General features: G+C 68.3%; 13 protein-coding genes and 1 pseudogene. 6 read left to right on the top strand and 8 right to left on the bottom strand.

What is annotated here, in order from left to right; all coding sequences use genetic code 11:
• Positions 1 to 6 precede the first annotated feature (6 nt).
• From ACFXI4_RS35840 to ACFXI4_RS35825, 4 genes and pseudogenes are all read right to left on the bottom strand, one after another.
• Positions 7 to 1,230 (bottom strand): NAD(P)/FAD-dependent oxidoreductase, encoded by a 1,224-nt coding sequence (locus ACFXI4_RS35840; protein WP_384999148.1) that lies wholly within the window; start codon positions 1,228 to 1,230, stop codon positions 7 to 9.
• Between the two features lie 63 nt (positions 1,231 to 1,293).
• Positions 1,294 to 2,286 (bottom strand): annotated as a pseudogene (locus ACFXI4_RS35835) (hypothetical protein); the annotation flags it as partial.
• 84 nt (positions 2,287 to 2,370) lie between these two features.
• On the bottom strand, positions 2,371 to 3,147 hold the full coding sequence (locus ACFXI4_RS35830; protein ID WP_384999145.1) for a hypothetical protein: 777 nt from the start codon (positions 3,145 to 3,147) through the stop codon (positions 2,371 to 2,373).
• 98 nt (positions 3,148 to 3,245) lie between these two features.
• Positions 3,246 to 5,954, bottom strand: a complete 2,709-nt coding sequence (locus ACFXI4_RS35825; protein ID WP_384999142.1) for an NACHT domain-containing protein — start codon at positions 5,952 to 5,954, stop codon at positions 3,246 to 3,248.
• Positions 5,955 to 6,788: 834 nt separating this feature from the next.
• Here ACFXI4_RS35825 and ACFXI4_RS35820 point away from each other — a divergent pair.
• On the top strand, positions 6,789 to 7,073 hold the full coding sequence (locus ACFXI4_RS35820) for a DUF429 domain-containing protein (RefSeq protein WP_384999139.1): 285 nt from the start codon (positions 6,789 to 6,791) through the stop codon (positions 7,071 to 7,073).
• 358 nt (positions 7,074 to 7,431) lie between these two features.
• On the opposite strand, the gene ACFXI4_RS35815 is transcribed toward ACFXI4_RS35820, so the two are convergent.
• Together ACFXI4_RS35815 and ACFXI4_RS35810 are read right to left on the bottom strand one after the other, a co-directional pair.
• Positions 7,432 to 8,622: a sensor histidine kinase gene (locus ACFXI4_RS35815; RefSeq protein ID WP_384999136.1), complete on the bottom strand. Its 1,191-nt coding sequence runs from the start codon at positions 8,620 to 8,622 to the stop codon at positions 7,432 to 7,434.
• Entirely contained in the window at positions 8,613 to 9,275 is a 663-nt protein-coding gene (locus tag ACFXI4_RS35810; protein ID WP_384999133.1) for a response regulator transcription factor, read from the bottom strand. The genes ACFXI4_RS35815 and ACFXI4_RS35810 overlap by 10 nt, the downstream gene beginning before the upstream one ends.
• A gap of 202 nt (positions 9,276 to 9,477) precedes the next feature.
• On the opposite strand from ACFXI4_RS35810, the gene ACFXI4_RS35805 reads away from it, so the two are divergent.
• From ACFXI4_RS35805 to ACFXI4_RS35795, 3 genes are read left to right on the top strand one after another with little or no spacing between them, the layout of a single operon-like run.
• Positions 9,478 to 10,764, top strand: a complete 1,287-nt coding sequence (locus ACFXI4_RS35805; RefSeq protein ID WP_384999130.1) for an ABC transporter permease — start codon at positions 9,478 to 9,480, stop codon at positions 10,762 to 10,764.
• Between the two features lie 54 nt (positions 10,765 to 10,818).
• On the top strand, positions 10,819 to 12,204 hold the full coding sequence (locus ACFXI4_RS35800; RefSeq protein ID WP_384999127.1) for an ABC transporter permease: 1,386 nt from the start codon (positions 10,819 to 10,821) through the stop codon (positions 12,202 to 12,204).
• Between the two features lie 6 nt (positions 12,205 to 12,210).
• The gene (locus tag ACFXI4_RS35795) at positions 12,211 to 12,915 is read left to right on the top strand and encodes an ABC transporter ATP-binding protein (RefSeq protein ID WP_384999124.1); all 705 of its coding nucleotides are present in this window, start codon (positions 12,211 to 12,213) and stop codon (positions 12,913 to 12,915) included.
• A 375-nt stretch (positions 12,916 to 13,290) separates the two neighbouring features.
• On the opposite strand, the gene ACFXI4_RS35790 is transcribed toward ACFXI4_RS35795, so the two are convergent.
• Both ACFXI4_RS35790 and ACFXI4_RS35785 read right to left on the bottom strand, forming a co-directional pair.
• Positions 13,291 to 13,671: an MOSC domain-containing protein gene (locus tag ACFXI4_RS35790; RefSeq protein ID WP_384999121.1), complete on the bottom strand. Its 381-nt coding sequence runs from the start codon at positions 13,669 to 13,671 to the stop codon at positions 13,291 to 13,293.
• 110 nt (positions 13,672 to 13,781) lie between these two features.
• On the bottom strand, positions 13,782 to 14,666 hold the full coding sequence (locus ACFXI4_RS35785) for an alpha/beta fold hydrolase (RefSeq protein ID WP_384999233.1): 885 nt from the start codon (positions 14,664 to 14,666) through the stop codon (positions 13,782 to 13,784).
• A 345-nt stretch (positions 14,667 to 15,011) separates the two neighbouring features.
• Between ACFXI4_RS35785 and ACFXI4_RS35780 the strand changes: the two genes are divergently transcribed.
• Both ACFXI4_RS35780 and ACFXI4_RS35775 read left to right on the top strand, forming a co-directional pair.
• Positions 15,012 to 15,617 (top strand): inositol monophosphatase family protein, encoded by a 606-nt coding sequence (locus ACFXI4_RS35780; RefSeq protein WP_384999230.1) that lies wholly within the window; start codon positions 15,012 to 15,014, stop codon positions 15,615 to 15,617.
• A gap of 390 nt (positions 15,618 to 16,007) precedes the next feature.
• A complete protein-coding gene (locus ACFXI4_RS35775; protein WP_384999118.1) occupies positions 16,008 to 16,970 on the top strand; it encodes a hypothetical protein in 963 nt (320 codons plus the stop codon).
• Positions 16,971 to 16,999: the final 29 nt, after the last annotated feature.

Here is a 16,999-nt window from a genome sequence, read left to right as displayed (position 1 = left end):
TCTCCTCTAGTCGACGGAAGGGTGGTCCGCGAAGGGGTGGTCCGCGGGCGGGTGCTTCACGGGAGGGTGCTCCGCGGGAAAGCGGTCAGGGCGGAACGGCCCGAGATCCACTTCCCGGCCCCGGCCCTCGGCACAGGCGTTGCCGGTCAGCGCCCGGGCGATCAAGTGGCCGGTGCCGGTGGCGAGTCCGATGCCGGCGCCCTCGTGGCCGCAGGCGTGGAGCAGGCCGGGGACGCGCGGGTCGGGCCCGATGACGGGAAGGTGGTCGGGCATGTAGGGACGGAACCCGAGGTACGCGCGTGTGGCGCGGACCTCCGCGAGGAAAGGGAACAGCCGGGTCGCCCCCGCGGCCAGCGCCCGCATGACCGGCAACGAGAAGGTCCGGTCGAGACCGACCCGTTCCCGGCTCGCGCCGATCAGCACCGGCCCCGCGGCCGTCCCCTCCACGACCGGCGAGGTCTGCAGCGCGGCCGCGTCGCTGGCCACGTCGGCCACGTAGTCGGCGGCGTACACCTTGTGGCGGATCAGGCGAGGGAGGGGTTCGGTGACGAGGACGAAGCCGCGGCGCGGGAGGACCGGCAGGCGGATGCCCGCCAGTGCGGCGATGCCGGCGCCCCAGACGCCGGCCGCGTTGACGACCGCGGGCGCGAGGACGTCGCCGTGGTCCGTGCGGACCCCGCGCACCGCGCCGTCGGGGGTGCGCGGTACGCCGGTCACGGTACGGCCGGTGAGCAGCCGCGCGCCGGAGGCGCGGAGCAGGTGGGCGGCGGCCAGGGCGGGCATCACCTGGGTGTCCTGCGGGTAGTGCACGGCGCCGGGCAGGCCCGGGGCGAGCCGGGGTTCGAGGTCGTACAGCTCCCTCTCGCCGACCGGTGCGGCGAGGACTCCCGCGGCACGCTGTCCGTCGGCGAACCGCTCAAGGGCGGCGAGTCCGTCCGGGGAGTCGGCAACGACCACACCACCCTTGGCCTCGTACTCGACGGCCGCCCCGAACTCCTCGGCGAGGTCCGCCCAGAGCCGGCCCGACAGCAGGGCCAGGTCCAGTTCCGGCCCGGGTTCCTTGTCGGAGACGAGGAGATTGCCCTCGCCCGCTCCGGTCGTCCCGCCGGCCACCGCCCCTTGGTCCACGACGATCACGTCCAGCCCGGCCCGTGCCGCGTACAGAGCGCAGGCGGCGCCGACCATCCCGGCCCCGACGACCACAACATCGCAGGTCAGTGACTTGGTCACGTCAGTACTATGTCACATACCGCAGTTTTGGGGAATGCCGCCGCACCCGCGAGGCGACTTCGGTCATGGGCGCCCGACGCGCTGGTACACCGTCACCCTGCGACCGCGGACCTGCGCGTCCGCCACCGGCGTGAAGTACCTCCTCAACACGGAGACCTTCGTCCGGTCCCGCCGCGCCGACACCGGTCTGGCGACCTTCGCCACGTCCGTCACCAGCAGGATCCTTCGCTGGGCCAGCATCGCGGTCCGGATCCGGTCCGGTCCGGCCTCCACGCCCTTCAGGGTCCCGGACCTCTCCGGACTCTCGGTCAGGGCGATGTCCCGCACCCCGGCGAAGGCACGAGGGGAGATCACCATGGTGTCGCGCCGCTCAGCCGGTACGAAGACCACCGCGTCTCCCGGCTGCTTGAGCCGCCGCACGTCCGTCGCCACCACGAAGACGTCGTCCACCCGGCTGGCCGGGGAGCGGGTGACCAGGGCCTGGGGGAGCAGCGCCGCCGACGCCACGGCGACCACCACGGGGAGGATCCATGGCGACGCCTTCGGGAAGCGTGGCGTGGCCGCCCGTACGACCGTGTCCAGCGTCGTCCCGATCAGCAACGCCAGACCCAGCAGACTGAACAGGACATACCTGTCCAGGTACAGCGGCTGGACCAGGGATACGCCGATAAGGCTCAACTGTGGCACCGCGAGCAGCGGCAGACCCACGGCCGCCGACGACAGTCGGCCCGCCCGCGGCCGGTCCAGGAGTGCTCCGAGGCCACCGATCGCCAGCAGCACCGCGGGGCCGATCATCATGTGCCAGGTCAGCGGTGGAATCCAGGCGATCTGCTGGGACTGGCCACGGGTGAACAGGATCAGTGGCAGCACGCCCGCCGCGGCCGCGGCCGAGGCCGCCGTCCATCGAGTCCACACCTCGCGCCGGGCCCGTGTCCAGGCGAGGGTCACCGCGTGCGCGGGCAGGATCAACAGCGCCAGCCAGTTCAGCAACCCGCACAGCAGGACGGTCCCGGTGTAGGCCCCCCAGTGCGCCGTCGTGCCACGGCTCTTGAGTACGACCGCCCGGACCTGGCGCCGGACTCGGGATCGCGCCAGTTGCAGCCGTCAGGACCCCCACAGGCACGGACAGCGGCGCCGCAGCTAGCTACTCACTCCGGTCAACTCCGTGAACGCGGCCGTTCCCGAGTAGACGATCAGGAAGCCGATGAGGACTCCACCCCAGCACTCCTCCACGGTGATGAAGGACTGCGCCTCGGACTTCCGGGCAGCCAAGACGATCGCGGCGCTGCTGAGGATGACGGCGAGCACGAGTGAAGTGATGGCTGTGCCGAGGTGTTGATGGAAGAGGGTGGTCAGGCTGTGGGCGTCCTGAAGCGAGCGGGCCGCACTTCCCGCCGCGCCACCGGACATCACGTTCCACAGTGTCGCCTTGAGAGGCGCCGTGAGGGAGGTGGCGCTGGAGAAAACCCGCCGCCGGTCAGGGGCTTTGCCCTGCTCGTCCGGCGCCGCGTCCGGGCCGGCTGGGGCGGGGGAGCCGGGGTCAACCCATAGACGACGGTGAGAGTCGGTAGCTGGCCGGAACGGAGAACGGACTACGGCTGGTGCCGAGGCGGATGGTACGGACGTCGGTGCATCCGGGTTCCGGCGCCGCACCGGGGGCAGCGAGCCCACCGGCGGGACCCGCTCGGGATCGTTCACGACCGGGTCGTAGACATTGACGGTCGAGGAACCACCGGCCCCGATGTTCAGTTGCCGCGCCTTGCCTGGGAGGTTGACTGTCGACTCGCCGGAGGCTTCCAGATTGAGTTGCCCCGTCCCGCCGTGCAGCCGCCCCAGGTCGATCTCGTTCTCCACGTCGAGCTGCCGCCGCGTGAAGCCTTTCTGCTTCGCGAGTACCAGTGAGGCAACCTGCACCACATTGAGGCCCCGGGTATGCCGTCTGGGGCCTCCCGCGCATCGTGTCCTACCCGCGGAAATACTTCATTGAGAAGGCCGCCTCCTGCGAGGATCAGGCTTCACTCCTCGAAGAACGACTCCGTCGGCCGCAAACGCCACTTCTGTTGGCCGGCAGCGTTCACCCGCTCCTCGATCAGCTTCCCCTCTGTTATCAGCCGCTTGGCGAAGGCTTGCCACCTGTCTCCGTGCTCGCGTGTCCACTTCATCCGGACGTCTTCGTCCGGCGGGTTGTAGTGTCGGTCCACGACGATGGCTGCCCGGGCGTTGGCGATCTTGTCCCGGAAGAACGCCTCGATGTCACTCTCGTCGACGGACTCCTCAGGCAAGCCGAGCAGTTCTCTTATCTGGCGCGGAGTAGTCGCCAGACCGCCTTGGGTCAGGAGCTCGCCCACCTGCTTGTGGGAGTCGTCCAGCAGCGGGTTGCCGGATGTCCGGGACAGGTCCAGCTGATCGATCTGGCTGTCAGTCAGTCGCACGGTGACTCCCGGTCCCACCACCAGGCGCTTCACCTGTGCCTGGTTGAGCGTCACCGTCCCGGAACCATTCAGTTCAAGCTTGTCAACCATGATCCGGCTGGCGGTCCTCCGGTTATCCGCAGTCCCATGTACTCTCGCCCACAGCTCGCCGAGACTGGCCATGGCCGGACGGCACTCCTCAGTTGACTGGGCTGCACTCACCCTGGCTTGAAGCGCGGCGATGAGCGCTTCCAATGACTCTTCCCGGGCCTCCTCCGACCACATCGAAGCGATCAGCTGAGCGCACAGGGCTGAGATTGCCACTTCGGACAGCAGCGCCAGAGTTTGCTGGAACGGTACCCGAACGATCTGCCGGGCGAGGAAGTGTTCGGCGATAGCGAGGTGGGTGAAGCTGAACGAGAGCTCATGCTCAGACCATTCGGCGCTCATGCCGCACAGGGCGACCAGGCGGCGTTGTTCCTTCTCGTCGAGTTCCCTGTCCAACGCGACTTCCGCCGCGGTTACCAGGTCAGACTCGTCGACCTCCGCAGCCACGTTGCGCGCGGTCATCTCTGCAACCTCGCAGAAGATCTCGGAGAGGTCGTCCTGGCTGAAGAGTTCGGCGTTCTGGGAGTCCACCAGCTTGCTCAACTCGCGCTGGAGGTAGGTGTCGACCACAAACCGCAGGAAGTCACCGGGCGGATCGGTCTGCTTCCACGCGATATAGGCGAGGCAGAAGAACGGCGTGGTCAGCAACTGCCGGATCTCTGGTGCTTCCTCGATGAGCGTTTCGCTCGATAGATGGCCAGCGAGCTTGAGTAGTTCCGCACGCCGCCACGGCTGCAACTTCATCGTCGTCAGCCGGTGGTTCGACGCCTTGGCAGGATGCTCCGTCAAGCTCTTCCAGAGCCGAGCCTCGGAGTAGCTCGCTCTCGCGGAGAGGATGACAGCGCCCCGGTTGCGGAGCTGGTCGAGGATCGGCTGCAAGCCCGATAGCGGGTCGTCGTAGGACCGGAAGCCCAACATCTCATCGAACCCGTCGATCACCAGTATCGCCAGGCCGGCCCGGCACAGAGCCAATACCGGTTCCCGGTCCAGGATGCGTGTGCCGGCGACCCTCTCGGTGATCAGCTTGTCCAGGCTGGTCGCGCTAGTCCTGCTGGAGGAGATATAGATCGCCACCGGGGCGAGGTCGGCGTCTTCGGCCAGCGACTCCCGGGCGTACTGAAGCAGGCTGTGGGTCTTGCCGGCCCCGGCTTCGCCGGTCAGCGTGATGAGGTTCGTGCTGCCGCGGTACGCATGGATGCCGTCGGTAACCTCCTTGCAGGCCTCGGTGATGGTGAGGTCAGTGCGAGGGCCCTGGTAGTCGTCGTCGAACTGCACCATCGTCGGCACATGAGGAACGCGCTGCTGCAGGTTCGGGAACAACTCCCGACTGATCCGCTTCTCCGCAGCGACCTGTTCCTCGAGCTCCTCCAGCAGTCGCCGCTTGAGCAACGGCCAGTTACACACATCCGCCAGGAACGCCTTGTAGGGCTTCTTCGCCCCTGATTCAGTCAGCCACATCCTGGCGTGATCTGCGCCGATGACGAAGCGATCGACTCGCGGAACCGGTCCGTCAGAGCTGCGCCGGTCCCAGCGCACGGCGATCGGGTCGGGCGGCGACGCCAGGACGTAGACCGAGTCACGTTCCGCAAAGCCCTTGAGGTCCCGGGCGATGTCCTGCGCGAAGTCGTCGAGCAGGCGATCACCGCGCTGAAAGTTCAACTGCTTCAGGGCATCCATTACGTCGGGATCGGTCACATCACGGGCTTCGCCGCGACGCGGCCAGTACCTCGCTGCCGTCCCCGAGAAGGAGTGCAGCGCCGCGAGCGCGCCGTCGATCATTCGGAAGTAGGGGCTCAACTCGGAGACGTGGCCGTGCTCGTAGATCCGCACGATGCGCTCGGCGTTATGGGTCACTGCCCCATGCAGGACCGCGCGGTCGATGTTCTCTGGAATCGGACCGCCGTGGCACACCTGGTTGCGTACCCGTCTGATCGACGTTTGCGGCCCTTTGACGACCACCATCTCGATACTGTCAGCGACCTCCGTCGCATCCGTCCGGCACTCGGTGCAGCCCAGCTTCTCGCTCTGCTTACGGCAATACTCGGCCCATGTCTCGAGTGAGCCAGGTGTGCTGAATTTGGCCGGACTCTCGTCCGCAGCTGCGCACAGCAGCCCCAGCACCCGGAGTTGATACTCCACGTGGACCAGTGCACTGAATGACTCCTGCTGCGGGTCCGGTGCTGCGACGAGGTCTGCGATAGTCACATGCACTCCATCGTGTGCAGAGGGACAAGAGAAGAATCGAGGAGACCTAAAAATCAGATTGCTGTCGCTCTGTCAAACCATGGGGTTACCCGCGTCAGCAGCCCACCACGTCAGCGGGCGCGCGGCCCACGCTTGCCGAAGCCGCCACGTGTAGGCGTACCGCGGAGCCTGGGGAACGGCCGGGCCTCTCTTCGGGGTGCGATGGCGGGAGCCTTCCAGGTAACAGGTGGTCAACCGGACCAGTGCGGAGATCTGAGCCCTCTTCGAACAGACCTTTCCCACCCTCACGTACGAGCGGCCCCCTGCACAAGCCTCGGTACTCGCCCTCGTACCGGCCCGCTCCAGGCAGTCCTCAACCCTCATCTGCCCAGATCAGACCAAGCTCAGGGGCTTCAGCCGAGGCTGGCGTGTCACGGTCGTGATCGTCGCCCATGCCATATGGTCCCAGGCCGGGACGACGAGGAGTAGCTCTACTCGGCTCCACGGAGCCTCATCACCTGCGGCGATGCCCCAAGATCCCGTCCACGCCCCGCCCACAGCCCGTGCACCCGCTTCGAGCGGCTTACGCCTGCACATACACGACGATCCCATCCTCAGCGTTTCCGCTGGTGACGAGGTCTTTAGGCACTTCCTGCGAAGTGCCACGGGCAGGGGGCACAGGGCATGGGAACGGGGAAAACCGGCGGTCGCGGAACCGGCGGGGCGTCGGCAGCGGCCGCAGGTGCGAGTCCCCGCAGGGCACAGACGGATGAGAACGGCGGCGGGCGGCGCTTTCTGGGACCGTGGGCGCTGCTGCGTTGCGGCTCGGGCTGGTGCGTGAGGGGGTGGGGTGGGATGAACGTCCTTGGGGTCGACGCCTGCGGTAAGCAGGGGTGGGCCGGGATCAGGCTCACGGACGGCGCGTACGCGGGCAGCCTGACGGATCTCCGGCTCGGCAGGCTGATCGAGCGTGCCGCCGAGGTGGATGCGATCGCGGTGGACATGCCGTTGGGCCTGGTCGAGAAGGGCTGGCGTGGCGCGGACGTACACGACTTCGTCTACCGGAGCATCCCCGCGCCGGACCTGACGATCGAGCAGGTCGCGTCCGGGTCGGTGTCAGCTATGCGCGGCGGGCGTTGACGTGGCACGCGGACGCGTGCGGCAAGGGACACGGGCGCGGCTGAGCGCCGAGTGACAGGGATGACGGACTTGCGGCCCAGTGGAACCTCATGCCGGACGCGGCGGGTTGCTCGCGCTGTCGTCGATACAGCAGCAGACGGTGAAGGCCCCTCTTCCAGGCCTGGGGCGACCGGCTGGATCGCCGGCCCCGGTGCGGGACGGACACGAGCCATGGCGCGTGGGCCCTGGTGCCGGATCTGCTGCCGCGGTTCCGGCCCGGTCGGCCGGTCCATCCGCCGCTCCGGCAGACTGCCGCTCCGGCGGATGGACCGGCCGGCGGTCTTGGGCAGGCGGGCGGTGACGAGCACCGCCACGGCACTCAAGGGAACCGCAGGGTGAGAGCGAGTCCACCCTCGGGGCCGGGGCGCGCCGTCAGCGTGGCGTGGTGTGCCTCGGCGATGGAGGCGGCGATGGACAGCCCCAAGCCGTGACCGGTGGTGGCGGTGCGGTCCGCGTCGAAGCGTCGGAAGGGCTCGAACAGGTCGGGGATCCGTTCGGCGGGCACGTGGGGGCCGGTGTTGGTCACCGTCACGGTCGCGGCACCGAGTCGTACGCGGACACCGCCGCCACGGTGGTTGTACTGGATGGCGTTGCGGACCAGGTTCGTCAGCAGGTGACGCAGCAGGACGGGGTCCCCGGGAACGACCGGCCGGGTGTCGGCGCGGACGTCGATGTGCACGCCGTTCCGGACTGCCTGCGGGGCGAGTTCTGCGGTCACGAGCCGGACGGCTTCCGCGAGATCCACGCTCTCGGTCTCGTCCGGTCCGCGGTCGCTCCGGGCGAGCAGCAGGAGCGCGTTGATCAGTTGTTCGGCTTCGCGGTTGGTGGTGAGCAGGTCCTCGCGAACTTCGACGAGGCTCTCGGGGAGGGGATCGGCGAGGCCGACCTGGAGGGTGGCGCGCTGGGCGGCGAGGGGCGTCTTGAGCTCGTGGGAGGCGTTGGCGACGAAGCGGCGTTGGCTCTCGAAGGCCTTCTCCAGCCGGTCGAGCATGGTGTCGAAGGTGTCGGCGAGGCTGTGCAGCTCGTCGGCGGGGCCGGTGAGCGCCAGGCGGTGGTGCAGGTTCTGTTCGCTGATACGGCGGGCGGCTTCGGTCATGGAGGCGACGGGACGCAGTGCCCATCCCGCGAGCCACCAGCCCAGCAGTCCGGCCAGCAATGCCATGACGAGGAGGCCGACGGCGGACCAGAGCACCATCTGGCGCAGCGCGGTGTCCTGTACGGCCTGCACGGTCTGGTCGATCTTCTTGATCATGACACTGTCGCTCGGGGCCTGGGCGGAGCGATCCGGCCGAGCGGGGTGCATGGGTCGGAAGGACGTCGCATGACTGATCGGCGCATCGGCGTACGTGATCGACAGCCCCTGGACCTGCTGATCCGTTCCGTAGCGCGCGAGCAGCACCACGAAGGCGAGCAGGGCGACGCCGGCGATCAGGAAGAGCCCGGAGAAGGCGGCGGCCAGGCGACCGCGGAAGGGCAGCCTGCTCAGCAGGGCTCGCGGGTTCAGTCGCACAGCCGGTATCCCTCTCCCGTGTCGGCGGCGATCAGGCCCGCGTCGCCGAGTTTGCCGCGCAACCGGCTGACGGTGGCGCGGACCGCGCTGGTGCGCGGGTCGAGGTGCTCGTCCCAGACGGTGCGGACCAGCTCGTCGTGCGCCACCGGCGTGCCACCGGCCACAAGCAGCAGGTGCAGGACCGCGAACTCCTTCGGAGTCAGCTCCAGCGGACGGCCGTCCACGGACGCTTCGCGCCGCGCCTTGTCCAGGGCGATGCCCCCGAAGCGCAGCACAGCGGGGGGCGGCTTCGGCGCGCGACGGCTCAAGGCGCGTACGCGGGCGACGAGCTCGGCGAAGTCGAAGGGCTTGGCGAGGTAGTCGTCCGCGCCGAGCGTGGTGAGGCCGTAGATCTTGTCGGTGAGTCCGCCGGCCGCGGTCAGCATGAGGATCCGCGGCGGGTCCTGGAGTTCCCGCAGCCGCCCGCACACCTCGTCGCCGGTCATGACTGGCAGATCGCGGTCGAGGATCAGCACGTCGTAGGCGGTGAGCAGACACATCCGCTCGGCCGCGTCGCCGGTGGCGGCGACGTCGACGGCCATCGCCTGGCGACGCAGACCGGTGGCGATGGTGCGGGCGAGAACACGGTGGTCCTCGGCTACCAGAACTCTCATGTCCTCATGGAACCAAGACCATGATTGCAGCCGGATAAGGACGTATCGAGCGGTGTGCTCCGTGCCCGCCCGCGCGGTATCGGATCGGCCGGTGAAGACGCCCGGGTCAACGTCTGCGCCCGGGACCAGCACCGGGGCCGGACCTTATGCCGCCGTAACACGCTTATCTCGCTGCAAGCGGCAAGCTGCTTTTGTCTGCGGCATGAACTTCGTCAAGCGCGCCGGGATGAGCCTTGGTGCCAGAAAGTCCAAGGCCGCCGTCCTGCTGGCGATCTTCGTCGTCATCTGCACCCTGCTCCTCGGCGGCTTCCTGTTGCAGGCCGCCGCCGCCCGCCAGGAAGCCGACGCGCAACGCACCATCGGCGTCGACGTCACGGTCAGGAAGAAGGGCCTCACCGCGGCCCTGGCCGGCCGGCTCGGCGCCTCCGACCTGGTGCACCGCTACAACCTGGAGCTTCCGGTGCGGGCCGGCGCGCGTGGCTTCGCACCGCTGACATCGAACGCACCGAAGCCGGGCGGCACCGGAGCCCGGAAGCACAGACGCGGAGCGGAAAAGAATCCTCTGGCTGTGAACGGCGTCCGCGACTCGGGCATGCTGCTGCCCTTCTCGTACGGCTCGACGAAGATCACGGCGGGCCGCGGCATCACCCCCGCGGACGCCGGCCACGACGTCGCGCTGATCGAACAGCGCCTGGCCGAGAAGAACCACGTCAGGGCGGGCGACACCGTCCAGGTGCGGTCCGAGGACGGCAAACGCACGGTACCGCTCACGGTCGTCGGCATCTTCCAGGACCCGACACAGGATCCGACCGGATGGGCGCCGCCGCACGAACTGCCCGGCAACACGCTGTACGTACCGGTGGGCACCGCGCAGCAGCTCGGTACCGGCACCGCGACGGTCAGCGAGGCCGTGTTCAAGATCGGCTCACCGGACCGGGCCGAGCAGCTGCACGCCGAGGCCGAACGGCTTCTGGGCAAGGGCGGCTTCGACTTCCCGGTCAACGACAAGGCGTACAGGGATCAGGTCCGCCCGATCCAGCGGGTCGGCACGTTCGCGGGCCTGATCGTCTGGGTGATCGCCCTGGCCGGGGCGCTGATCCTCGGTCTCATCGTGGCGCTGCAGATCCGCGAGCGGCGCGCCGAGCTCGGGGTGCTGCTCGCGATGGGCGAGAAGAAGTGGAAGCTCGTCGGCCAGCACGCCGTGGAGGTGGCGGCCGTGGCTCTGCCCGCCGTCGCGCTTGCCGCTCTGGCCGGCTCCCTCGCCGGAGAGCACACGGGCGACGCGCTCCTCGGCCGCCAGGCCGGCAAGCCGGTCGCGGCGGCCGGGGCGCGGGGCGCCGAGATCGCCCCGGCCGCGGTACGGGTCGAGGCGGCCACCGTCGGCAAGGTCACCGGCATCGGGCTCGGCATCTGTCTGGTCTCCACCGTCGTCCCGGGCATCGGGATCCTCCGCCTGCACCCCCGCTCGATCCTCGCCGACACCGAATAGCCGGGCCACTCACCGCACTTCCATCCACCGACAGGGACCGAGAGCGCGATACCCATGAACTTCGTCAAACGCGCGGGGCTGAGTCTGTGGGCCCGCAAGGGCCGCACCCTGATCACCTTCGCCACCTTCCTCGTCATCTCCGTGATGGTGCTGGCGGGAGTCCTGATCAACGACGCGACGGCCCAGGCCGAGCAGGAGGCCAAGCGCTCCGTGGGCGCCGAGGTCGACATGGAGATGGACATGCACCAACTGGGCAGTGGCGGCGGCATGCAGGCCCCGAGCATCGACGCCGCGACCGTCGACAGGCTCGGTGCGCTGCCCCAGGTGCAGAAGTACACCTACTCGATGTGGGACCGCGCCCTCCTCAAAGGCAAGTACAAGCTGGTCGACGGCGGGCCGAAGATCCAGTCCATGGGGCCCGGCGGCACCTCGGCCACAGGCGTGCTCGACTCCTCGCTGCTGCCCGACTTCCGCAGCGGCAAGTTCACCCTCCTGTCCGGCAGGCACCTCACAGCCGCCGACAAGGACAAGAAACTACTCCTCATCGAGGAGCGGCTGGCCAGGAAGAACGGTCTCAAGGTCGGCGACACGATCACCCTGACCGGCAACGACGAGAAGACGACGGCCGGCTTCACCGTGGCCGGCATCTACCGCGACCCGCGCCCCAGCACCGAACCCGAACCCGAGAACTTCCTGAGCCCGGCCAACCTGCTGTACGGCACCGTCGGCGGCATCTCCGCACTCGAGTCCGGAGGCAAAAAGGGGACGCTGCAGGTCGGCAAGGCCACCTTCCTCCTCCAGGACGCCGACGAACAGAGCGCGTTCGAGGACAGGGCGAAGCAGGTCGCGGGCTCGGCGCTCGACGGCTTCGAGCTGGACGCCAACGACAAGGCCGTCCAGCAGATGACGGGCCCGCTCAAGAGCATCCGCTCCACGGCCACCGTCGCCATGTGGCTGATGGGCGTCGCCGGCGCGGCCGTCCTGGCCCTTCTGGTCAACCTCGCGGTCAAGCAGCGCCGCAAGGAGTACGGCGTCCTGCTGGCCATGGGCGAGAAGAAGAGCAAGCTCATCACCCAGCAGGCCCTGGAAATCGTCGTGGTCGCCGCCGTGGCCATCGGCGTGAGCTCACTCTTCGCCCCGGACCTGACCCAGAGCGCCGGCCAGTCACTGCTCGGCAGGGAAGCCTCCGCCGCTGAGAAGAAGCTGAACTCCTGGCAGCCTCCGGCCCCGGGCAGCACCGGTCTCGATCAGGGCATCGACCCGAACGACAAGCCCGTGGAGAACGCCGACCCCATCGACCGGATCACGGTCGCGCTGGATCCGGCGGACCTCGCCACCGTCGGCGGCGTCGGCCTCGGCATCGGACTGCTCGCCACCGCCGTCCCGGCCGGCGCCGTGCTGCGCCTGAGCCCCCGCACCATCCTCACGAAGGGCAAGTGACCCGCCATGACCAGCCCCACCGCCGCCCCGCCCGTCCTGCGCCTCACCGACGTCAGCCACACCTACTCCGGCCAGCGCCGCAGGACCACCGTGCTCAAGAGCATCGACCACACCTTCGAACGCGGCACCTTCTACACCATCCTGGGCCCCTCCGGCAGCGGCAAGACCACCCTGCTCAGCCTCGCCAGCGGCCTCGACACCCCCACCAAGGGCACCATCAGCTTCGACGGCCGCAACCTCACCGAACTCGGCCTCGGCCGCTACCGCAACAAGCACGCCGCCACGATCTTCCAGCAGTACAACCTCCTCACCTACATGACCGCCCTCCAGAACGTCACCTGCGCCATGGAGATCACCGGCACCAAACCCGCCACCGGCAGCCGCAAGACCCGCGCCCTGCACCTGCTGGAAAAGATCGGCCTCGACAAGTCGATGGCCACCCGCAACGTGATGCAGCTCTCCGGCGGCCAGCAGCAGCGTGTCGCCATCGCCCGCGCCCTCGCCTGCGACGTCGACATCCTCTTCGCCGACGAACCCACCGGAAACCTCGACGAGGACACCGCCCAGGGCATCATCGACACCTTCCGTGAACTCGCCCACGAACAGGGAAAATGCGTGGTCGTCGTCACCCACTCCCAGCAGCTGGCCGCCCAGTCCGACCGCATCCTCCACCTGCGCAAGGGCAAGCTCACAAAACAGGTGAACGCCTGACGAAGACACGTGCACGGCCGGCCGGATACGTGCTCTGGCACGGGTGCGCGAGTTCGGCGCACAGAGCCGGACTGTTCCCTCGAAATGCGACTGCGGAGAGCCGCGAAGGTCAATCGGAAGGGGCGCCTGTAGCAAGTGCGATGGGCCGTAGGCGGGAAGACGAGCAACGCGAGGTTCGCCACGTCGGCACTCGCCGAAAACCGGCGCTCGGAATTGCGGCAGGCGATGCGCCGGGGTGAGGCTTTCGAAATCGCAAGCGGACGGCCGGAGAAGACCTTGACGATGTCCTGCCCGGCCCCGACCTCGCCCTCCTCGATGACGCGCAGACAGGAGCCGGGGCGGTGGTGAGCCACGAGCAGGGCCGCCATCTGGGGCTCACCCATGCGCAGTCCCCCGGTAGCAGGTGACCCGGGGCTGGGTGACCTCGCACAGGGCGGCGCCGATGCGGTCGCCGCTGCAGACCTCGTCGTCAGGCAGGCCGTCAACGGTGAAGTTCTCGCCGAACTGGCCCGGCGTGAGGTCGTCGCGCCCCGGTTTCTCCTCCCAGAAACGAGAGGAGTCGAGCTGGTGGACCAGCACCGCACGCTGCTCACCGCCGTGCCCGCCAAGATCTCCCTGGCCGTCCCCGTCGATGTTCGGCCGCCGCACCATCCGCGGCCCGGCCCCGGTCTGCTTGCAGACACCGGTGTGCACGGTCTTCCCGCCCCAGGGAACGTCTCTCGACATCCCGACGTTCACCGCTGTCAGTCGGGCCACCACGCCACCTTCCCTGGGGCGCGCCTCCCGTGCCGCTGCGCCGGGAAGCGCATGTTCTCAAGTGCCGCGTCCTCTGAGGACCATCCGGCGCAGGCGTGTCCGGCCCCATCTCATGTGAGCACGCGTCCGAGGAATCCGTGGATGTATCCACTGATGGCGTCCAGGTGCGTCTCGAGGGCGAAGTGGCCGGCGGGCAGCAGGTGGACTTCGGCCTCGGGCAGGTCGCGCGAGAACGCTCGCGCGCCGTCCGGCCCGAAGATCTCGTCCCGCTCGCCCCAGACCGCGAGCAGAGGCACCTGACTGGTGCGGAAGTACTCCTGCAGCTTCGGGTAGCCCTCGATGTTCGTGGGGTAGTCACGGAACAAGGCGAGCTGGACCTCGTCGTTTCCGGGCCGTTCCAGCAGGAGCTGGTCGAGGGTCCAGGTGTCGGGGCTGACGAGGCTGGTGTCGGACGCGCCGTTCTCGTACTGCCAACGCGTCGTGCTGGGACTGAACTTGGCGCGCGCGCCCGGCTCCGTGTCACGACTGGGATCGGTGGCGTAGGCGAACAGATCGTCCCAGAAGGGCTTGGCGAAACCCTCCATGTACGCGTTCCCGCTCTGCGAGATGATCGCGCTGACGTCGAAGGAAGGGTCGAGTGCCAGACGCCAGCCGATCGGTGCTCCGTAGTCGTGCACGTAGACGGCGAAGCGTTGAATGCCCAGGTGGTCGAGCAGCCCGGCGGTGGCCCCTGCCAGGTTGTCGAAGGTGTAGTCGAACTCGTCCACCTTGGGCATGGCCGAGTGGCCGTAGCCGATGTGGTCGGTGGCTATCACATGATAATCATCGGCCAGTGCGGGGACGAGATGGCGGAACATGTGTGAGCTGCTCGGGAATCCGTGGAGCAGCAGCACGACCGGTGCGTCACTGGGGCCTGCTTCTCGGTAGAAGATCTTTTGCCCGTTGACGGTCGCTGACTTGTGTCGCGTGGGAAGCACATCAACCTCCTGCGCCATTCGACGCGGAAATGCGCCAAATCCACCCACGCGCAGCTCACTCAATACGTTCAGCCAGGCCAAGGGCGGCCGTCGCGGAGTCTCGGGGTTATTTCCCCTGGGCGGCATTCCGGCCCCGCGGCAGATGGCGCCTGCTGCCGTCTCCAACGCTATCTCTGACCATCGGGAAGGACAACGCGGCGGAAACACGCCGAGGATCTCCCGGGTCGCGAGCAGCACGCGAAACGACAGACGCCAATACTGTGCGGAACGAGAAAATTGCAACGCGTCATGGCGGGCCGCCACAGGCCGCCGAGGGCCGTCGCAATCCGCACCTCTCACGTCAAGTGATGAGTACTCGACGCCATTGACGGCACGGCGAGCTTCATTGCGGGCGATCCGGAATGGAGCACTCTCATCGCCCGGGAAGAACACGGCACCGTGACCATGGGCATGGTCTCCGCGCCCGCGCTCGGGCGCCGCTGGTGGGCAACGCCAGGCACCGGGGCCTGGATGGGCCCCGGCCCCTCCGATCCGTCAACACCGCCGCATCGGCTGACGCTCACGGCAGGAGGAGACGCCAAGGATGCCGCCATCGGAATCTGGCCTCCACCACCGCGGCTAAGCAAAGCCGAACGCGCTGCCGCGGCCAGGCTGGCAGCAGGAACCGCAACCGTGCTCCCCGCACTCAACTGGGCATCTGCGGAGCCCACCACGCCGCCACCCAGCAAGCCATCCACCGGATCCGGCACCTGCCACGGAGCCCTCCTGGTCGCGACAGGAAAACTCGACGCCTTCCTGCTGCTGGGCGCCGGCCCCTGGGACATTGCCGCGGTGATCCCCATCGTCGAGGAGGCCGGCGGCACCTTCAGCGACCTCTCCGGCCGGCGACGAACCGACACAGGCGCAGCTCTGTTCGCCCGACCCGGCCTCCACCAGCAGCTCCTGGGCCTGGCCAAACCCCCTAACTGACCCACAGTCCAGGACCGTTTCACCCCGCCTCATGGGTTACGGGACAAGCCTTGGCGTTCCTCCGACGCTGATGAGTGCGACGGCAAGCGTGGTCACATCCACGAGGACCCCCACCCGTTCATTCGATCCATCCGCGGGCCGGCGACTGACAACGGCACTACGGCCCCGTAGCTGTGCCTATGCTCCCTACTTGCGGCGCAACCTCCCAGACCGTGGCGACGAGGACGGGAAGCAGCTCTGTTCCACCGGACTCGTCCGTCGGTCGGCAAGTGGTGGACCGACTCCGGGGAGACCCGCGACGATCGCGGTCTGAAGAACCGGCCCGTCCGTCGACGGTCCCGCATGACCGCCTGACCAGCCGAGCGGACCCCAGCGACCGTGGCGCGCATAATGCGCATCGAGGTGGCACGAGCGGTGTCGGCTGACTCCCGTCGCGTTACGATGCGCGCCCCGGAGGTGATCATGAGTCTTACCGTTCCGCCAGCTCCGTACGACATCGCGGAAGTATTTCCAGAACTCGTGCCGTATGCGAGGGCAACCACGCTGCTGTATCCGCGTGCCGGTAGCCCCGAACGGGATGAGAGCTCGCTGGGTGGGCCGCTCCTCTGGCCCGCCGATGAGCCCTGGCCGACGTGTACGGCTCCCGACCACTACAACCCTGCCCGCGGTTGCGCGGTGGTCGGGCCGGCCCCTGTCTCCCTGGTGCCCGTGCTGCAACTCATCGCCCACGACGTTCCGGCATTGGTGTTTCCGGTCGGCGCCGACGTGCTCCAGGTGCTCTGGTGCCCGCTGATCCATTCCGAACACGACCAGCACTCGCCGGTTCCGATGCTGCGTTGGCGATCCGTTGCTGACCTGGCGGAACGGCCACTGCTGGACGAGGCGCCGCGGCCTTATGAGTTCGATGACGAGTACGTCCCACAGCCCTGCGTGATACACCCCACCGAGACCGTGGAGTACCCCAACTGGGACATGCCCGCGGAGTTGTCCGAGCGCGTGGGCGAGTGGAGCGAGGAGATGGAGGAGTCCTTTGGTATTTCTTACTACGACGCCTTCACCACCCAGCAGAGCAAGGTCGGCGGATATCCCGGCTGGACACAGCCGCCGAACTGGCCGCACTGTTCGTGCGGTTCCCGGATGGAACACCTGCTGACGATCTCGGCGAGTGAATCGTGTGGCCGCTGGCTTCCGGTCGAGGAGCGCACCCGTCCCGGCTGCGGCTGGGAAGCTTCCGACAGCCCGGAACTGCAGCACGGCAGCCACGAAATGATCATGGGGGACTGTGGAGGCGTCTATGTCTTCGTCTGCCGCAGCTGCCCCACCTGGCCCACCATCCACCGCTACGACTGCTGAGCCGTGAGCCGCCGGGGCCGGGCTGAGCG

Source organism: Streptomyces sp. NPDC059224, from assembly GCF_042754285.1.
In the GTDB taxonomy this organism is placed as follows: Bacteria; Actinomycetota; Actinomycetes; order Streptomycetales; family Streptomycetaceae; genus Streptomyces.
This window is presented reverse-complemented; position numbering and strand designations above follow the sequence as displayed.

Coding starts and splice junctions, on each gene's coding strand:
- ACFXI4_RS35820 (WP_384999139.1), top strand. CDS start 6,789: ATGAACGTCCTTGGGGTCGACGCCTGCGGTAAGCAGGGGTGGGCCGGG.
- ACFXI4_RS35810 (WP_384999133.1), bottom strand. CDS start 9,275: ATGAGAGTTCTGGTAGCCGAGGACCACCGTGTTCTCGCCCGCACCATC.
- ACFXI4_RS35805 (WP_384999130.1), top strand. CDS start 9,478: ATGAACTTCGTCAAGCGCGCCGGGATGAGCCTTGGTGCCAGAAAGTCC.
- ACFXI4_RS35800 (WP_384999127.1), top strand. CDS start 10,819: ATGAACTTCGTCAAACGCGCGGGGCTGAGTCTGTGGGCCCGCAAGGGC.
- ACFXI4_RS35795 (WP_384999124.1), top strand. CDS start 12,211: ATGACCAGCCCCACCGCCGCCCCGCCCGTCCTGCGCCTCACCGACGTC.
- ACFXI4_RS35785 (WP_384999233.1), bottom strand. CDS start 14,666: ATGGCGCAGGAGGTTGATGTGCTTCCCACGCGACACAAGTCAGCGACC.
- ACFXI4_RS35775 (WP_384999118.1), top strand. CDS start 16,008: ATGCGCATCGAGGTGGCACGAGCGGTGTCGGCTGACTCCCGTCGCGTT.